Here is a 14,298-nt window from a genome sequence, read left to right on the forward strand (position 1 = left end):
TTCGCCATGCCCACAGTTGCCGGGGTGGACTCCTCTACCCAGTCCTGCAAGGTCGTTGTCTGCGACGCCGACACCGGGAAGATCCTCCATCGAGGCCGCGCCGCCCACCCCGACGCAACCGAAGTCGACCCCGGCGCCTGGTGGCGGGCGCTCCGCGAAGCCGGCGACGGCCTCCTGGAACACGTCGATGCGGTGGCGGTCGCCGGCCAGCAGCACGGCCTGGTGGCCCTGGACGCGGCCGGACAGCCAGTGCGCGACGCGCTGTTGTGGAACGACACCCGCTCGGCGCGGGCCGCCGCGGACCTCGTCGACGAACTGGGCGGACCGGAGAAGTGGGCCGAGGCGGTCGGCACCGTACCGGTCGCGGCCCTCACCGTCGCCAAGCTGCGCTGGCTGGCCGAGCACGAACCGGAGCGCGCCGACCGCACCGCGCGGGTGCTGCTGCCGCACGACTGGCTGACCTGGCAGCTGTGCGGTGGGCCGGGCTCCGCCGCCGAGCCGGTCACCGACCGCGGCGACGCCTCCGGCACCGGCTACTGGTCGCCCGCCCACGGCGCCTACCGCCACGATCTGCTGTCCCGCGCCTTCGACGGCCGCACCCCCCGACTCCCCCGCGTACTGGGTCCGTTGGAGGTTGCCGGGCGCACCCCGCACGGCGCCCTGGTGGCGGCGGGGACCGGCGACAACATGGGGGCAGCCCTGGGCCTGGGCATCGAGCCAGGCGACGTGGTGATCTCCCTGGGCACCAGCGGCACCGCCTTCGCCCTCACCGACCACCCCACCAGCGACCCCACCGGCGCGGTCGCCGGCTTCGCCGACGCCACCGGCCGCTACCTCCCCCTGGTCTGCACCCTCAACGCCGCCCGGGTCCTCAGCTCCACCGCCCGCATGCTCGACATCACCCTCGATGGCCTCGGGCCACTCGCCCGCGAGGCCGAACCCGGCGCCGGCGGCCTGGTGTTCCTCCCCTACCTCGGCGGCGAACGCACCCCCAACCTCCCCGACGCCGCCGGCAGCCTGATGGGCCTGCGCAAGGCGAACATGCACCCGCCGAACCTGGCCCGGGCAGCCGTCGAAGGCATGCTCTGCAACATGGCCGACGCCCTCGACAGACTGCGGGCCCAGGACGTCAGCACCCGGAGGGTGCTCATCATCGGCGGTGCGGCCAAGGCACCGGTGGTCGGCGAGATCGCCGCGGAGATCTTCGGCACCCCGGTCACCGTGCCCGAACCCGAGGAGTACGTGGCCCTCGGCGCCGCCCGCCAGGCCGCCTGGGCCCTTGCCGGCACTCCCGAGCCGCCGCGCTGGCCGCTCGCTGCGGCACGGCAGGTCAGCGCCCCGTCCGAGGACACCGCCGGCCGCCGCATCCGCGCGGCCTATGCCGAGGCGCGGTCGATGGTGTACGGGTGAGCGGTGTGCAGCACCGATACCGACCTGTCCGTGGTCGGTACCGGTGCTGCACGCGCGAGCGGAACCGATCGTCACTCTTGGAGTCCGACAACCGTTCCTTGAAGCAGGACTCGGCGGATCGCCCCTGCGCCTGCGGGACGACGGCGAGCCCACGATCCACCACCACGTCGACGACCGGACGGCCCACGTGGCCGACCGGTTTATCGACCACCTACGTGGCAAAGGGGAGTACACCGTGGACTACAAGGAGCACACCGCGATCGATGCCGTGCTGGCGAGTTTCGCCGACACCCCCGATCCGCGCCTGCGCGAGGTCGTGGGCGCGGTCGCCCGGCACCTCCATGCGCTGGTGCAGGAGCTGCGGCCGACGATGGCCGAGTGGGAGAGCGCCATCGCCTTCCTCACCGCCGTCGGCCGGATGTGTGACAACAGCAGGCAGGAGTTCGTGCTGCTCTCCGACGTATTCGGGGTGTCGATGCTGGTCGAGACCATCAACGGCGAGGCGCACGGCACCGAGGGCACGGTCCTGGGCCCCTTCCACATGACCGAATCGCCCCGTCGAGAGCTCGGCGACTCCATCGACGAGGTCGGCACCGGCGCCCCCTGTGTCATCACCGGCACCGTCACCGACCTCGACGGGGTGCCGGTCCCGGGCGCCGTCGTCGATGTGTGGCAGTGCGACGAGAACGGCTTCTACGACGTGCAGCAACCGGGCGTCCAGCCGGCCGGCAACGGTCGAGGTCTGTTCCGCACCGACGACGAGGGCGGCTTCTGGTTCCGCACCGTGGTGCCCTCGCACTATCCGATCCCGATCGACGGCCCGGTCGGCCGGCTGCTCCAGGCCAGCCGACGCCATCCCTACCGCCCGGCGCACGTGCACGTCATCGCGGACGCCCCCGGCTTCACCCCGCTGACCACCCACATGTTCGTGGCCGACAGTCCCTATCTCGACAGCGACGCCGTGTTCGCGGTCAAGCAGAGCCTGGTGCGCGACTTCGCCGAGTCCGTCGATCCCGACGAGGCCGCGCGCTACGGCGTGGCGGTGCCGTTCCGGCGCGCCCACTTCCCCATCCGCCTCGTCCCGGCAGGAAATTCCTCGTGAGCGACGTCGAGGGCCGGGTGCCTGTCGGCGGCGGACCTGCCATCGGACCGGGGCAGACCGCCTCGTCGCCACGCTATGTGACGTCGAGGCCGAGCTCGCCGATCAGGAAGGCCAGGTGCTCGGCCTCGCGCAGTAGCGCATCGTCCGGCGAGGTCTCCACGGTATGTCCGGCCTGCCGGATCCGCAGCAGTACCGGATGCCGTGCGGACGTGGCCCGTTGGAGGCGGGCTGCCATCTTGCGGCCGTGCCAGGCGGGACAACTGCGATCGGCGGAGCCGCAGTCGAGGAGTACAGCCGGGTAGTCGACGGCGTCGCGCACCTGGTGGTACGGGGAGTAGCGGTGCAGGACGGCCGCGTCGGTGGGATCGTCCGGGTCCCCGAAGTCCACGGAGACGATGTCGGCCATGGTGACCGGATCCCGCCTGCAGCGCAGCAGATCCAGTACGGGGAGCGCGGCCACGCACGCCCGGTACAGGTCGGGGCGCTGGGTCACCGCGACGACTGCGGTCAGGGCGCTGATCGAGTAGCCGAAGACCCCGAGCCGACCCGGTGTGGTGTGGCCGTGGCGGATCAGGTCGGTGGCCACCGCGTGCAGATCGTCGAACGTGCGCTGCTTGGTGTCGCGGCGGGCCGCGCGCCACCAGTCGGTGCCGAACTCCCCGCCGCCGCGCAGGTGCGCGTGGACGTAGACGCCGCCCAGTTCGACCCAGGCCGCGGGCAGCGCGAACAGGTAGGCCGGTAGCCAGGCGATGTTGAGGGCGCCGTAGCCACTGATGATGAGCGGTTGCGGCATGCCGAGATCGACGTCGGCGCGGGCGACGATCTTGTACGGGATCACGGTTCCGTCGGCGCTGTGTACGGTTCCGCTGCGGGTCACGGCATCCGCGACGACGGCTCGCGGCTCGCTGAGCGGCACCAGCCTCTCGGTGGCCAGATCGTACCGATAGGCCGCCGGAGACCGGGTGAGGGAGGAGAAGGCGAAGGTGCAACCGTTGCCGGCCGGTGTGACCAGTCCACCGTCCCGGCCTCCTCCTGGCCATGCCATCCCCGGTTCGGGGAGCGGGATTTCGCCCAGGGGTGCGCCCTGGCAGGAGATCCGGCGCAGCCGGGTCGCGCCGTTCGCGAGCTCGGCCAGGACCAGTTCCCGGCCCACCGGGGTGATCGAGAACAACACCGTGTCGCCCGGTGGGAGGAGCTCGCGCCAGCCGCTGCGGTCCCGGCCCGGGCCGGGCAGCGGCAGGGCGACGACCCTTCCGCGCGGTGCGCCGTCGTCGGTGACCGCGATGAACTCGTCGCCGACGATCCCACCGCGGAACACCGAGCGGGAACCTGGGAGGAACGGCCGCCACTCCGCGTCGGACGCCGCGAGGTCGCGTACGTAGTACGGCCTGCCGGGGCCATGGGCCAGCGCCCACCGGCCGTCGGCGGAGACGCTCACCCCGCGGGCCGGGAACTCCGACGGCAGGTCCTGGCGGCAGACGGTCGGCCGCGAGCCGGACGCGGCGAGGGTGACCTGGAAGAGGCCCGGGCAGCGTTGCGGCCGCTCCGCGTCGATGACCACGACGAAGAACCGCCGACCGTCCGGAAGCCAGCCGACCCGGTAGACGCCTGCCTCGGGCAACCCGTCGACCAGGACCTCACCGGAATCCACGTCGCGGACACGGAACAGCGATTCCCGCCCGGGGCCGGAGAACTGGTAGGCGAGCAACCCGCCGTCGGGCGACGGCTGCCACTGCATGGTGGCCGGCTCGTGCAGGGGCAGTCCCGCGGTCTCCACGGCGAGATCCAGTACACGGCGGGCCGATGCTGAAGTCGTCGACACATCAGGGGAATCGGCGACGTCGAGCACCGGCAGCGGGTGGCCCTCGGGCACGTGCTCCACGAACCAGCGGCGCCCGTGGAGTTCCGGCGGGCGGTGGTGCAGCGCACTTGCGTTGAACCGTCGGGCGGTGGCGAGCGCCAGGCTCCAGGGTGGGTCGGTGTGCAGCAGGTCGCGGGCGAGCCGGTCCTGGGCCGCCTCCCAGGCGAGCGTTGCGCCGCTGTCCTCCTCCAGCCACTGGTACGGGTCGGTGAAGCCGATCCCGCCGATCTCGTTGAACTCCGGGCAGGTCGGTGTGGGCGGAAACCGGAACCGGTCAGGCACTGCGGCCTCCGTACGGATCGGGGAGAGCGGAGCCATCGGGGAGAGCGGAGCCATCGGGAGATCGAGGCCATCGGGAAAGGGGGAATCGACCGGATCGGGCGGGGCGGCTGGTGCGGGCCACCGGCTGCGTTCCGGTGGCGACCGCAGCCACTGGGTGGGGCGATGTGATGGCCTGCCCCACCCAGCGGTCCTGTGATCAGCGACGCGTCACGCGGTGTGTGACGTAGGGCGTTGCGTCAGGCGTCGCGCGATGTGTCACACACAGGCGCGGCCGTGGAGAAGCGTGCTCAGCACGTTGCTCGGGGCAAGCGAGGGACCGTGCGGGGTCTCGAGCTCCTGAAGCTCCAGGATCATGGCCATGGCAGTTCACCTCCTCTCCTTTCCTCTAGTCGTTCCTGCGGGATCGCAGGTCGGGGTCTGCCGGCGCGCGGCGGTGTCCGCCGGCAGAAAGGGCAGGAAGTCGTGGCGGCCGTCGAAGACCGCGGTGAGCGCGAGCAGCACGCCTGCCGCCCCGGTCGCCAGGTCCGTGGAGAGCCGGTAGAGCTGTTCGCCCGGGAAGAGCAGCCGGCCGTGGCGGATCTCGGCGTACCAGGACAGCCGGTGCAGGTGCGTGCGCACGGCGGGGTCGTCCAGGGCGGGACGGGAGCCGGTGGCCGCCAGAGACGCCAGCACCCCGGCGTGGCCGGTGAACAGCCCTGGGAAGATCCCGGACTCGGCCCGGCAGGTATGGCGGATCCGCTCGTACGCGTGGGCGAGTCGGGCATCGTCACGCTGCCGGAGCAGTTCGCCCAGCACCGGGGCCATGCCCGCGGTACCGATGCCCAGATGGGGCATCAACCGGTGCTGCTCGCGGACCTGCAAGGTGCCGCCCGGGCCGGTCTCGCAGTCTGCCAGGTCCCGGTGCAGCGCGGCCCACGCCAGGTCGAGGAACTCGGGGTCCGACGTGGCGCGGAAGCAGTGCAGGAAGAACAGGGCGACGCCGGTCGACCCGTACATCAGCCCGGCGGCGGTGGGCCGGTCCGGCCGCAGTGTGCCGGTGCGCACTGTGTCGGCCAGCCGCTCCGCGATCGTCAGTGCCCGGCGTCGGCAGTCGGCGTCCGCGGTGCCGAAGTACAGCAGGTTCAGCCCCATTCCGGCGAGCCCGGAGTGGAGGCCGGCGAGGGGCGGTTCGGCATCCATCAGATCCACCGCCCGGTCCAGGACGGCCAGTGCGGGGACGCGGTGCCCCAACCGGTCGAGGACGTAGGCGATTCCGTGCAGCCCGTCGTAGAAGCCGGGCTGGGGCGCCTCCCAGCGCTTCACCGCGCGGATCAGCCAGTCGACATGCTCGGGGTCGGCCGGCAGACCGGCCTCGGCCAGGGCGAGCAGCACACCGGCCGCGCCGTGCGCGATGTTGAATCCACCGGTGCGGAACTGCTCGACGTCCCCCGGGAACAGCCGGTCGGATCGCTGCGGAGTGGCCGCCGCCAGGATGCCCTCGGCGATGGACCGCCGCAGCTGCGGCCAGTCCTCCGGCTTCGGGTCGCCGAGTGCCTGAAGAACGGGGTGGTTGCGGTGGTCGACCGTCGTTCCGGAGGTCTCGTACTGATGCTGAGGCCGAAGGTCGCGGCGCAGGGCGGCGACGAAGGGTTCGGGGACTCCGAAGCGGTCGGCCAGCACTCGGAGGAAGAGCTCGGACTTGCCGGGGTTCCCGGTCTGCAGCACGGGCGCGACGGACACGAACACCCACAACGCCGTGGCGGCGAGCCCGTAGTGGTCGATGGCCGGGCCGGTGCAGCCCTCCGGGGGAACGAACCCCGGCGCGCCCAATGTCGGACGGTCCGCGGCACCGATGGGCAGCGCCAGCTCGAAGTCGACCAGCACGACGCTGCCGTCCGGACGCAACAGGATGTTGGAGGGGTGGACGTCGCCCACCACGACGCCCCGGGAGTGGATCGCGCTCAGCGCGGCGCGTACCTTCCCGACGACCTCCACCGCCCAGGCGGCGAACTCCGCGATCTCCCGGGCCGACGGCTCGGGCGTGACGTGCGGATGCCGGCCGGCCGCCGCCTGGGTCAGGGTCTCCCCCTCGATGTGCTCCTGGACCAGGAAGTGGTGTTCCCAACAGGTGAAGTCCCCGAGCACCCGGGGCACCACGGCCAGTCCGGCGAGCCGGTCGAGGATGGCGTGCTCGTGCCGGAGCCGCGCCACCGCGTCCACCCCGTCGGTGTCCAACCCGGCCAGCGGGCGGGCTTCCTTGAGTACCACGCTCCGCCCGGTGTCCGGATCGGTCGCAAGATAGACGCCGCCCGCGTTGGAGAAGTGCAACGCCTTCTGCACCTGGTACGGGAACGTGCCGGCGCCGTTGTGGCGCGCGGCCAGCGCCTCGGCCAGAAAGGGGGGCGGCTCGACCCACGGCGGCACGCGGAAGGCCGGCCCGCGGGTGTCCGGCACCAGTTGCCCGGTCCGTGGATCGGTCAGCGCCGGGACCGGCTCGCCGTTCCGGCCGCGACAGGTGTGGTGCTGGAAGGCGCCGTACCGCACGAACAGGGGGCCGTTGCGCCACCGGAGGTCGCTGAGGACGTACGGACCGGGCCGGCCGTCGAGCGCCTCGCCCAGCTCGGTGAGCACCCCCGACAACTCTTCGGCGGAGTCCGGGTAGATCGTGCAGAACTTGCCGCTGGATCCGCGGTCGGCGTACTTGGCGTTGGTCAGTTGCAGAACCTGCCGGCTGCGCAGGAACTTGAAGGCGATCCGGCGCTCGACGCAGTGGTCCCACACCACGTCCAACACCTCCTCGGCATTGTCCAGGCCCGCCGAGACATGGACCTTCCAGCCTTGCTCGGGAAGGCGGTGGTCGGGCGGGAGTTGGAGCACCCAGAGCCCCTGCTCGCTCCGCTGCCAACCGACGGGCGGCTCGGCACCGGCCCTCGTGAATCGGCTTGTCGAGTCGTCCCAGCGCTGCGCGGTGTCGTAGAAGTCCGGATCGGCCAGACAGTGGGCGAGGTAGAACGCCGCCAGCTCCATCGGAATCAGCCCCCCAAAGGTCGCGGAAGTCACGGCCGGGAGTAATCATGATTATCGGTACGTCCGACTAAGGGTGAGTCCACACAACTGAGGACTTGCCAGTGCCCACACGACGGACCGGAGTGGCCGAATCCGGTCGGTCCGGCCACTGTCGAGTGTCCGTTGCCCCTACAACGCGACTGCCGTCCGGGGCGCATGAGAACGGTGGGACGAAAGCCCCGAGATGATGTCGCGCCCGACGTCCTGGAATCGGGGACTTGACCGCCGTCAGTTCGGCTGGCAGCCGAGCATCAGTTGCAGCCGCGCCTCTCTGGCGACGCGGGCCAGGCGCATGGGTCCGGAGATGGCGCACTTCGTTCGGATCCGGCGGACGTATGTCTCCACCGTGCCGACGGCCACGCCCATCCGACGTGCCGCCTGCGCGTGGGTGAGCCCGATGGCCAGATAGCCGAGCAACTCCGCCTCCCGCGGCGCCAGTTTGGGGGTGACCGGGCTGCTGTTGCCGCGGATCAGGTCCGCTACCGGCCGGTGCAGATAGGTGCGGCCTCGGGCCACGCGCAGCACAGCCTCCCGGAATGCCTTCGCGTCGGCGTCCGTGGTCAGATAGCCGTCGGCTCCGGCATCGAGCAGGGCCAGGGCAGCCGCCGTGGTGACCGATGTGCACAGCAGCACCAAACGGCAGACAACGGCCAGGTCATGGGCCAGTCGCAGCAGGCCCAGGTCCCGCCGCGAGTGGAGGCCGAGGACGAGCACGTCGTAACCGGACAGCTCGTCGACCGCCGGCATCTCCGAGAAACACCGTATCGACCGGATCTCGGGAGTGGATGCGAACATCGGCGGGATTCCGCGGCGGATGACCGGGGCCTCGTCCACCACCGCGACGGAGATTCCCGCGTACCGGCAGGCTTGCCGATCCCTCGGACGAGGTAAGCCAAAAGACTCGTGCTCCACTACCATCTCATGCTCCCTTGCGATGAATTCACGACCGCCCCGGGGCATGCGGGGCAGATCGGAGTCCCATCGGCCGGCCGCTCCTCGGTGGCAATTCCTTACTTCGTCAGGGGTCGGTGAAAGCGAATGACTTTCAAGGAATTCCCGGCCCACTGCGCCAACAGGCAGAGACGCCCTGCGGTCGACACTTCACCAAAGACTCGGGCCACGTGGCCCGGCGTTCCCGGGGATCTCACCCGCATGGGTGATCAAGGTCTCGTGGCAGCCGGGGTGGGGCGGGCTTTCGTGCGCCCCGCCCCCGTTTCCCGGAGCTGTCGCGTGGCGCAGCACCCCGCCCGATCACCTACGTGGTCACCGATGCCGGCCCGAATCCGTCGAGGAGGTCGCCGGTGACCACGCGCTTCCGCGACCGCGGTCGGACATGAGCAGAACAGCGGGCCCGCACCGGGGCCAGCCGATCAGCTGACCCCCGTACGGGCCCGTCACCGCCCCAGAGGGACGCCTACTCCGAGCGGACCCTGTCGGCCTGCATCCCCTTGTGCCCCTGAACGGCCTCGAAAGAGACCTTCTGCCCGTCCTTCAGGGACTTGAAGCCGTTTCCCTCGATCGCCCGGAAATGAACGTACAGATCGGGCCCGGATTCCGGCGTGATGAAGCCATATCCCTTGTCATCGTTGAACCACTTCACGGTTCCGTTCTGGCGTTCGGCCACGGGTTTCCCCAATCACGAGTAAGCAGTCATCGGCATCGGCAAAGCCAAAAGGCAGCATGGCACGCGACTGCCCCCGAGACGGCAGAACAGCCCATAAACCACCCGAGAAGGGATGGCAGCTGCAGCCCTCGCCGGATTCGTCGGGGGCCCGCTGCCCGATGAGCCCGGCGGGGTCGTGCCGCGCCTGGTGATCAGGCGCGCAGGAAGGCTTCCAGGGCGGTTGCGAAGGCCACGGGGAGTTCGTACATCGGGTAGTGGCCGGAATTGGGCAGCGTCTCCAGTTCGGCCTGCGGGTAGTGGGTCAGCCAGGTGCGGCGCATCGCCTCGGCGTTGAGGGCGAGGTCGTGTTCGCCGATGAAGACCTTCACCGGGAGGGTGTTGCCGGCGACTTTGGCTGCGAAGTCCTGGGTGGTCCAGTCGGTCAGGTAGGCGGCGACGGCCTCCGGCCGGGAGACGTCGACCGAGCGTGTCGTCATGGCGTCCAGCCAGCGGTCACAGGCCCGGTGGCCGGTGACCAGGTCGAGGATGGCCCGCCGGTTGGGCGGGTTCTGCGCCGCACCGTGGAAGAGGTCGTACGCGTCGCCCTCCAGTACGTAGGCACTCGCCGGGACCGGGGCGACCCCGACCAGTTTGCGGACCCGGCGCGGGGCCTCGACCAGGATGCGTTGTGCTGCCTTGCCGCCCATCGAGTGCCCGATCACGGAGAACGTGTCCCAGCCCAGTTGGTCGGCCAGGTTGAGCGCGTCCGTGGCGATCTCGGCGAGGGTGAACCGACCGTCCACGTCCCGCCGGTCTCCGTAGCCGCGGTAGTCGAGGAAGGCGTAGGCGAACTCCTTCGGGTCCAGGTAATCGAGGAACGGGCCCCAGGCCGCACTGGTGCCGAACCAGTCGTGCAGCACCAGGACCTTGTGCGCGCCGGAACCGATGGCGCGGTGACTGATCGTCATGTCGAGAGCTCCCGTCGCGTGGAGTGGCGGCCGATATCTTCCCCCTCAGCGCACCGCTACGCGGCCGCTCCCCCGGATGCCCGACCTGCTGCCGGAGTCGGCGCGGGCCGGTCTGCGGCCCGTGCGACAGAACCCAGGCTGCCGGGCGCGACGGCGCTCACGGCGCCGAGACTGCGCCCCTTTGCTTCCGCGCTGACGGAACGTGCCCAGACGCTCACGCCTTTCGGCATATCCGTCGGCCCATCGGGGCAGGGAAGGCCCCTGGGAACAGTGGGGTTCGCCCCGTGGCGGGAAGGGAGCAGCATGCGCATGGGTAGGGGCGTTCGACATGCGGTGGTGATTGGGGCGGGCATGGCGGGTCTTGCCGCGGCCCGTGTCCTGGCCGACAGTTGCGAGGCCGTCACCGTCATCGAACGCGACACGTTTCCCCGCGGGTCCGCACCCAGGGCCGGGGCGCCGCAGGGACACCACGTCCATGGCCTGCTGGCCCTTGGGGCCGAGGTGTTCGAGGGGTACTTCCCCGGACTCCGAGCCGAGCTGGAGCAGGCCGGTGCGCCGGTGTGGGACTGGGGCGAAGGTCTGTGCGCCGTGCTGCCGAACGGAACCCCGCCACCCACACCGATGGGCATGCCGATCCAGACGTTCTCCCGCCCCTTCCTGGAGCACGCCCTGCGTCGCCGGGTGAGGGCGTTGGAGCCCGTCACGTTACGAGACGGGCTGACCGTCACCGGGCTGCGCACCGCCGGCCCCGGCAAGGTCGTCGGCGTGCGCGTCAAGGACGGCGACGTCGAGGAGGAGATCGCCGCCGACCTCGTGGTGGACGCCTCGGGTCGTTCCTCCCATCTGCCGCGTTGGCTGGCCGCCCTCGGTCTGCCCAGCCCCCGTGCGACGACCGTCGACGCCCAGGTCGGCTACGCCTCACGCACCTACTCCTTCCCGGAAGGACAGGCCCTGCCCTCATGGATGGGTGTGCTGCAACCCCTGCGCGCCCCCGACTTCCACAAGGGCTGCTACGCGATCCAGATCGAGAACAAGGCACTCCACGTCACTCTGCACGGCGCCAACGGGACTCAACTTCCGCGCGACGACGAGGACTTCCTCGCCTACGCCAAGACGTTGCGCGGCCCCATCGCCGACGTCATCGCCCCGCTCACCCCCACTTCCGCCGTGCGCCGCTACGCCCGTACGGTCAACCGCAGGGTCGCCTACCACCGCCTTGCCCGCTGGCCTGACGGGCTGATCGCCCTGGGGGACTCGGTGTGCGCCTTCAACCCCGCCTACGGGCAAGGCATGACCGTCGCCGCCCTCGAAGCTCGCCTCCTGGAGCAGATGCTCCGCGGGCGGCGCACCCGAACTCCGCTCGACGGGCGGGTCTTCCAGCAGCGGCTGGCTCGCATCACCGCCTCCTCATGGCTGATGGCAACCATCCCCGACCGTGCCTGGGAAAGGTCACGGACCGCCTGGCCCGTCAAGGCCGGCAACTGGTTCATGAACCGCCTGATCGACACCGTCCCTCACGATCCGCAGCTCTACACCGCCTTCTCCGGCCTCTTCCACATGACTGCGGGGCCCCTGACACTGGCCGACCCGCGCCTACTGTCCCGGGTGCTCATCGGCCCGCGCCCGGGCACAAGCCTGCGCGCAGCCACGGCCTGAATCCGTTGCCAAAGGTGGAGCGGTCGGCGTCCTGGATCCGGGCGGGCAGTTGTCCGCTCAGATCGGCGCAGCGATCGAAAGCGAGGTGGTGGTCGTGGTGGCGTGGCAGGCTGTCCGGCACCGGCGGGCTGTGGCAGCGCCGCCGGTGGCCGCGCTGCCGACCTCGCTGACCAATAGGCTGCGGTTCGCCGCGGAACCGGCCGAATCCACAACACCGTTGCCAGGACGGTGATTTCGGCCCGACGCCGCGTTGTCGCGTCTGGCGCTGACGGCCGCCTTCCGCGGCCGTCAGCGCCGGACGGAGGTCCTACCCGTCGATCCCGGGTCAGCCGATGCCGACCTTGGACAGGGCGGTGGTCCAGTCGGTGGCGATGGCGCTGCGTGCGGCGTCGAGTTGGACGGTGCCGTTGCACACCGCCGTCTTCAGCTGGTTCTCCACGGAGTCCTTGCTGGCCGCCGGCTCATCGCCGTAGCGGGGCTCGGGCCACAGGTTCTTCGGGTCGCGCGGTGCGCCGCCCAGTTCGAGGGGGACCAGGTGGTCTTCCTCGTAGTCGGCGGTGTTGGTGTCGGAGTAGCCGTACTCGCCGATCTGCTTGATCTTGAGGGGGGTGGTGTAGGAGACCGGCGGGCGAACCGTCTTGGTCCAACCGGGCACACAGATCGTCGACTGGATCGTGGACTGGGTGACGTCGGGGTTGTAGGCGCCGGGCTGGCAGGCGGCGTCGGGCAGCGGCAGGTACGCCTGGGAGCAGGTGGCCGCGTGGGCGCTGCCGGTGGTGAGGGTGAATCCGGCGACGGTGAGCGCGACGGCCGTTATCGCAGAGGAGAGTCGTTTCTTCGATCGCATGGGTGCTCCATGTGGGGGATGGCCCGGCAGGGTCCCGGGCACGTGGCGCCATGGCAGCAGCCGCACGGTCTATGCGGGTAGATGCTAGTGATGAACAAAAGATGTCCATGCCGTTTTCTGACCGTCTGGTGGCCGACTGTTGGCCAACTCATGCCCTACGTAAGATGTTTTCGCGTCGAATCAGATCGAACTCGACCGGCAGCAAAGCTGACGGGGCGTGATCCATGCCAGTCGTGTGCGCCATTCCCACTCCCGCATTCCAGGCATATCATCGGCGGATGACTCGACGTGGGCTGGTACTCGGCAGCGGCGGTGTGGCGGGAGTGGCGTGGCAAACGGGACTGCTGGCCGGGCTTCTCGAAGGTGGCGTCGAGGTCCTGGATGCGGATGTGGTCGTCGGCACCTCTGCCGGGTCGACGGTGGCCGCACAGATCACCAGCGGACTCCCGCTCGGAGATCTGCTCGCCCGCCAGGTCGATCCGGCCCTTCAGGCTCCCGAACTGTCGCCCGTCCTCGACGCCGACGACCGCTTGATGCTGTTGCTCGATGCGCACGACGGCGCCACGGACGCCCTCGACGTGCGGCGTCGGATCGGAGCCATGGCACTGGCGGCGCCGACCATCACGGAAGCCGAACGGCGTGCCGTGATCGAGGCCCGGCTGCCGTCCCGCCGTTGGCCCGAGTCCGGGCTGAGGATCGTGGCCGTGGACGGGGAGACCGGTGTGGAGCGGGTGTTTGACGCGGCTTCGGGCGTCGATCTCGTGGATGCCGTGGCGGCGAGTTCCGCGGTTCCCGGAGCCTGGCCGCCAGTCACGATCGACGGGCGTCGCTACATCGACGGCAGTACCCGCACGGCGGAGAACGCTGATGTCGCTGCGGGATGCGAGCGGATCCTCGTGCTCCAGGTCATGCAGATTCCCGGCAACTCCGACCTCGACGAGCAAGTGGCCGCATTGCGTGAGCGGGGGGCGAGGGTCACGGTGATCCGCCCGGACGACGCCGCGGCGTTGGCGATCGGCCCGGACGTGCTCGACCCGGCAGTGCGGGAGGCGTCGGCTCGCGCCGGTCACGAGCAGGGGCTGCGTGTGGCGGCGTCGGCAGGCGCGTTCTGGCGTTAGGTCGCGTCCAAAGGCAACGGACGGCGCCTGGGGGCGGCTCGCGCAACGCGTGCAGGCAGTGGGCGAGGTGACTTGGACGCTTCGGTGGATGCCACCGCCGCAGGCGGTACGCACTGGCCGCGCTCCGTCGTCGCCAGGCTGTCAAGCGAACGACCAAGCCATCTTGTGGACTTGTGCGGGCGCCGCCCTGCCGGCTCGCGTGGCGGGGGAACCACAGGGGAACACGGGGTGACTGGCCGGGTGGCGGCCGTCCGCCGGCCATCGACCTGCGGGGTCCACGTCGATCGTCGGCGGATGTTTCGTCTTGCGGTTCGTCTGTGAGCGTTTTGATCATGGCTTGATCTTCACTCCTGGATTCCGGTTGCGCATTCCTCTCCGTGGCCGGAATTTGCTGACTTGGAGTCTT

Annotated in this window: 11 protein-coding genes; 4 read left to right on the plus strand and 7 right to left on the minus strand. The window is 70.5% G+C overall.

The genetic code is table 11. The annotated features are described in order from the left end of the window. Positions 1 to 6: 6 nt before the first annotated feature. The gene (gene xylB / locus JNO44_RS00870) at positions 7 to 1,410 is read left to right on the plus strand and encodes a xylulokinase (protein ID WP_205360457.1); all 1,404 of its coding nucleotides are present in this window, start codon (positions 7 to 9) and stop codon (positions 1,408 to 1,410) included. 235 nt (positions 1,411 to 1,645) lie between these two features. After that, positions 1,646 to 2,512, plus strand: a complete 867-nt coding sequence (locus tag JNO44_RS00875) for a dioxygenase family protein (RefSeq protein ID WP_240167352.1) — start codon at positions 1,646 to 1,648, stop codon at positions 2,510 to 2,512. A gap of 73 nt (positions 2,513 to 2,585) precedes the next feature. Here JNO44_RS00875 and JNO44_RS00880 read toward each other — a convergent pair whose 3' ends face one another. From JNO44_RS00880 to JNO44_RS00900, 6 genes are all read right to left on the minus strand, one after another. Next, positions 2,586 to 4,655 (minus strand): prolyl oligopeptidase family serine peptidase, encoded by a 2,070-nt coding sequence (locus tag JNO44_RS00880; RefSeq protein WP_205360461.1) that lies wholly within the window; start codon positions 4,653 to 4,655, stop codon positions 2,586 to 2,588. Between the two features lie 255 nt (positions 4,656 to 4,910). Further along, positions 4,911 to 5,015 carry a noursin family copper-binding tricyclic lanthipeptide gene (gene norA / locus JNO44_RS45440; RefSeq protein WP_434060590.1) on the minus strand — a complete coding sequence of 35 codons (105 nt, stop codon included), beginning with the start codon at positions 5,013 to 5,015 and terminating at the stop codon, positions 4,911 to 4,913. A gap of 6 nt (positions 5,016 to 5,021) precedes the next feature. After that, the gene (gene lanKC, locus JNO44_RS00885) at positions 5,022 to 7,694 is read right to left on the minus strand and encodes a class III lanthionine synthetase LanKC (protein ID WP_205360463.1); all 2,673 of its coding nucleotides are present in this window, start codon (positions 7,692 to 7,694) and stop codon (positions 5,022 to 5,024) included. Between the two features lie 234 nt (positions 7,695 to 7,928). Then, positions 7,929 to 8,447 carry a helix-turn-helix transcriptional regulator gene (locus JNO44_RS00890; RefSeq protein WP_205360465.1) on the minus strand — a complete coding sequence of 173 codons (519 nt, stop codon included), beginning with the start codon at positions 8,445 to 8,447 and terminating at the stop codon, positions 7,929 to 7,931. A 667-nt stretch (positions 8,448 to 9,114) separates the two neighbouring features. Beyond that, a complete protein-coding gene (locus JNO44_RS00895; protein WP_205360467.1) occupies positions 9,115 to 9,324 on the minus strand; it encodes a cold-shock protein in 210 nt (69 codons plus the stop codon). A gap of 191 nt (positions 9,325 to 9,515) precedes the next feature. Then, a complete protein-coding gene (locus tag JNO44_RS00900; RefSeq protein WP_205360469.1) occupies positions 9,516 to 10,271 on the minus strand; it encodes an alpha/beta fold hydrolase in 756 nt (251 codons plus the stop codon). Between the two features lie 309 nt (positions 10,272 to 10,580). Between JNO44_RS00900 and JNO44_RS00905 the strand changes: the two genes are divergently transcribed. Continuing rightward, positions 10,581 to 11,927 carry an NAD(P)/FAD-dependent oxidoreductase gene (locus tag JNO44_RS00905; protein ID WP_275695728.1) on the plus strand — a complete coding sequence of 449 codons (1,347 nt, stop codon included), beginning with the start codon at positions 10,581 to 10,583 and terminating at the stop codon, positions 11,925 to 11,927. A gap of 325 nt (positions 11,928 to 12,252) precedes the next feature. On the opposite strand, the gene JNO44_RS00910 is transcribed toward JNO44_RS00905, so the two are convergent. Further along, on the minus strand, positions 12,253 to 12,774 hold the full coding sequence (locus tag JNO44_RS00910) for a hypothetical protein (RefSeq protein WP_205360473.1): 522 nt from the start codon (positions 12,772 to 12,774) through the stop codon (positions 12,253 to 12,255). A 278-nt stretch (positions 12,775 to 13,052) separates the two neighbouring features. Here JNO44_RS00910 and JNO44_RS00915 point away from each other — a divergent pair, with 278 nt between their 5' ends. Then, positions 13,053 to 13,892 carry a patatin-like phospholipase family protein gene (locus JNO44_RS00915; RefSeq protein WP_205369313.1) on the plus strand — a complete coding sequence of 280 codons (840 nt, stop codon included), beginning with the start codon at positions 13,053 to 13,055 and terminating at the stop codon, positions 13,890 to 13,892. Positions 13,893 to 14,298 lie beyond the last annotated feature (406 nt).

The organism is Streptomyces noursei (genome assembly GCF_016917755.1).
GTDB lineage: Bacteria > Actinomycetota > Actinomycetes > Streptomycetales > Streptomycetaceae > Streptomyces > Streptomyces yunnanensis.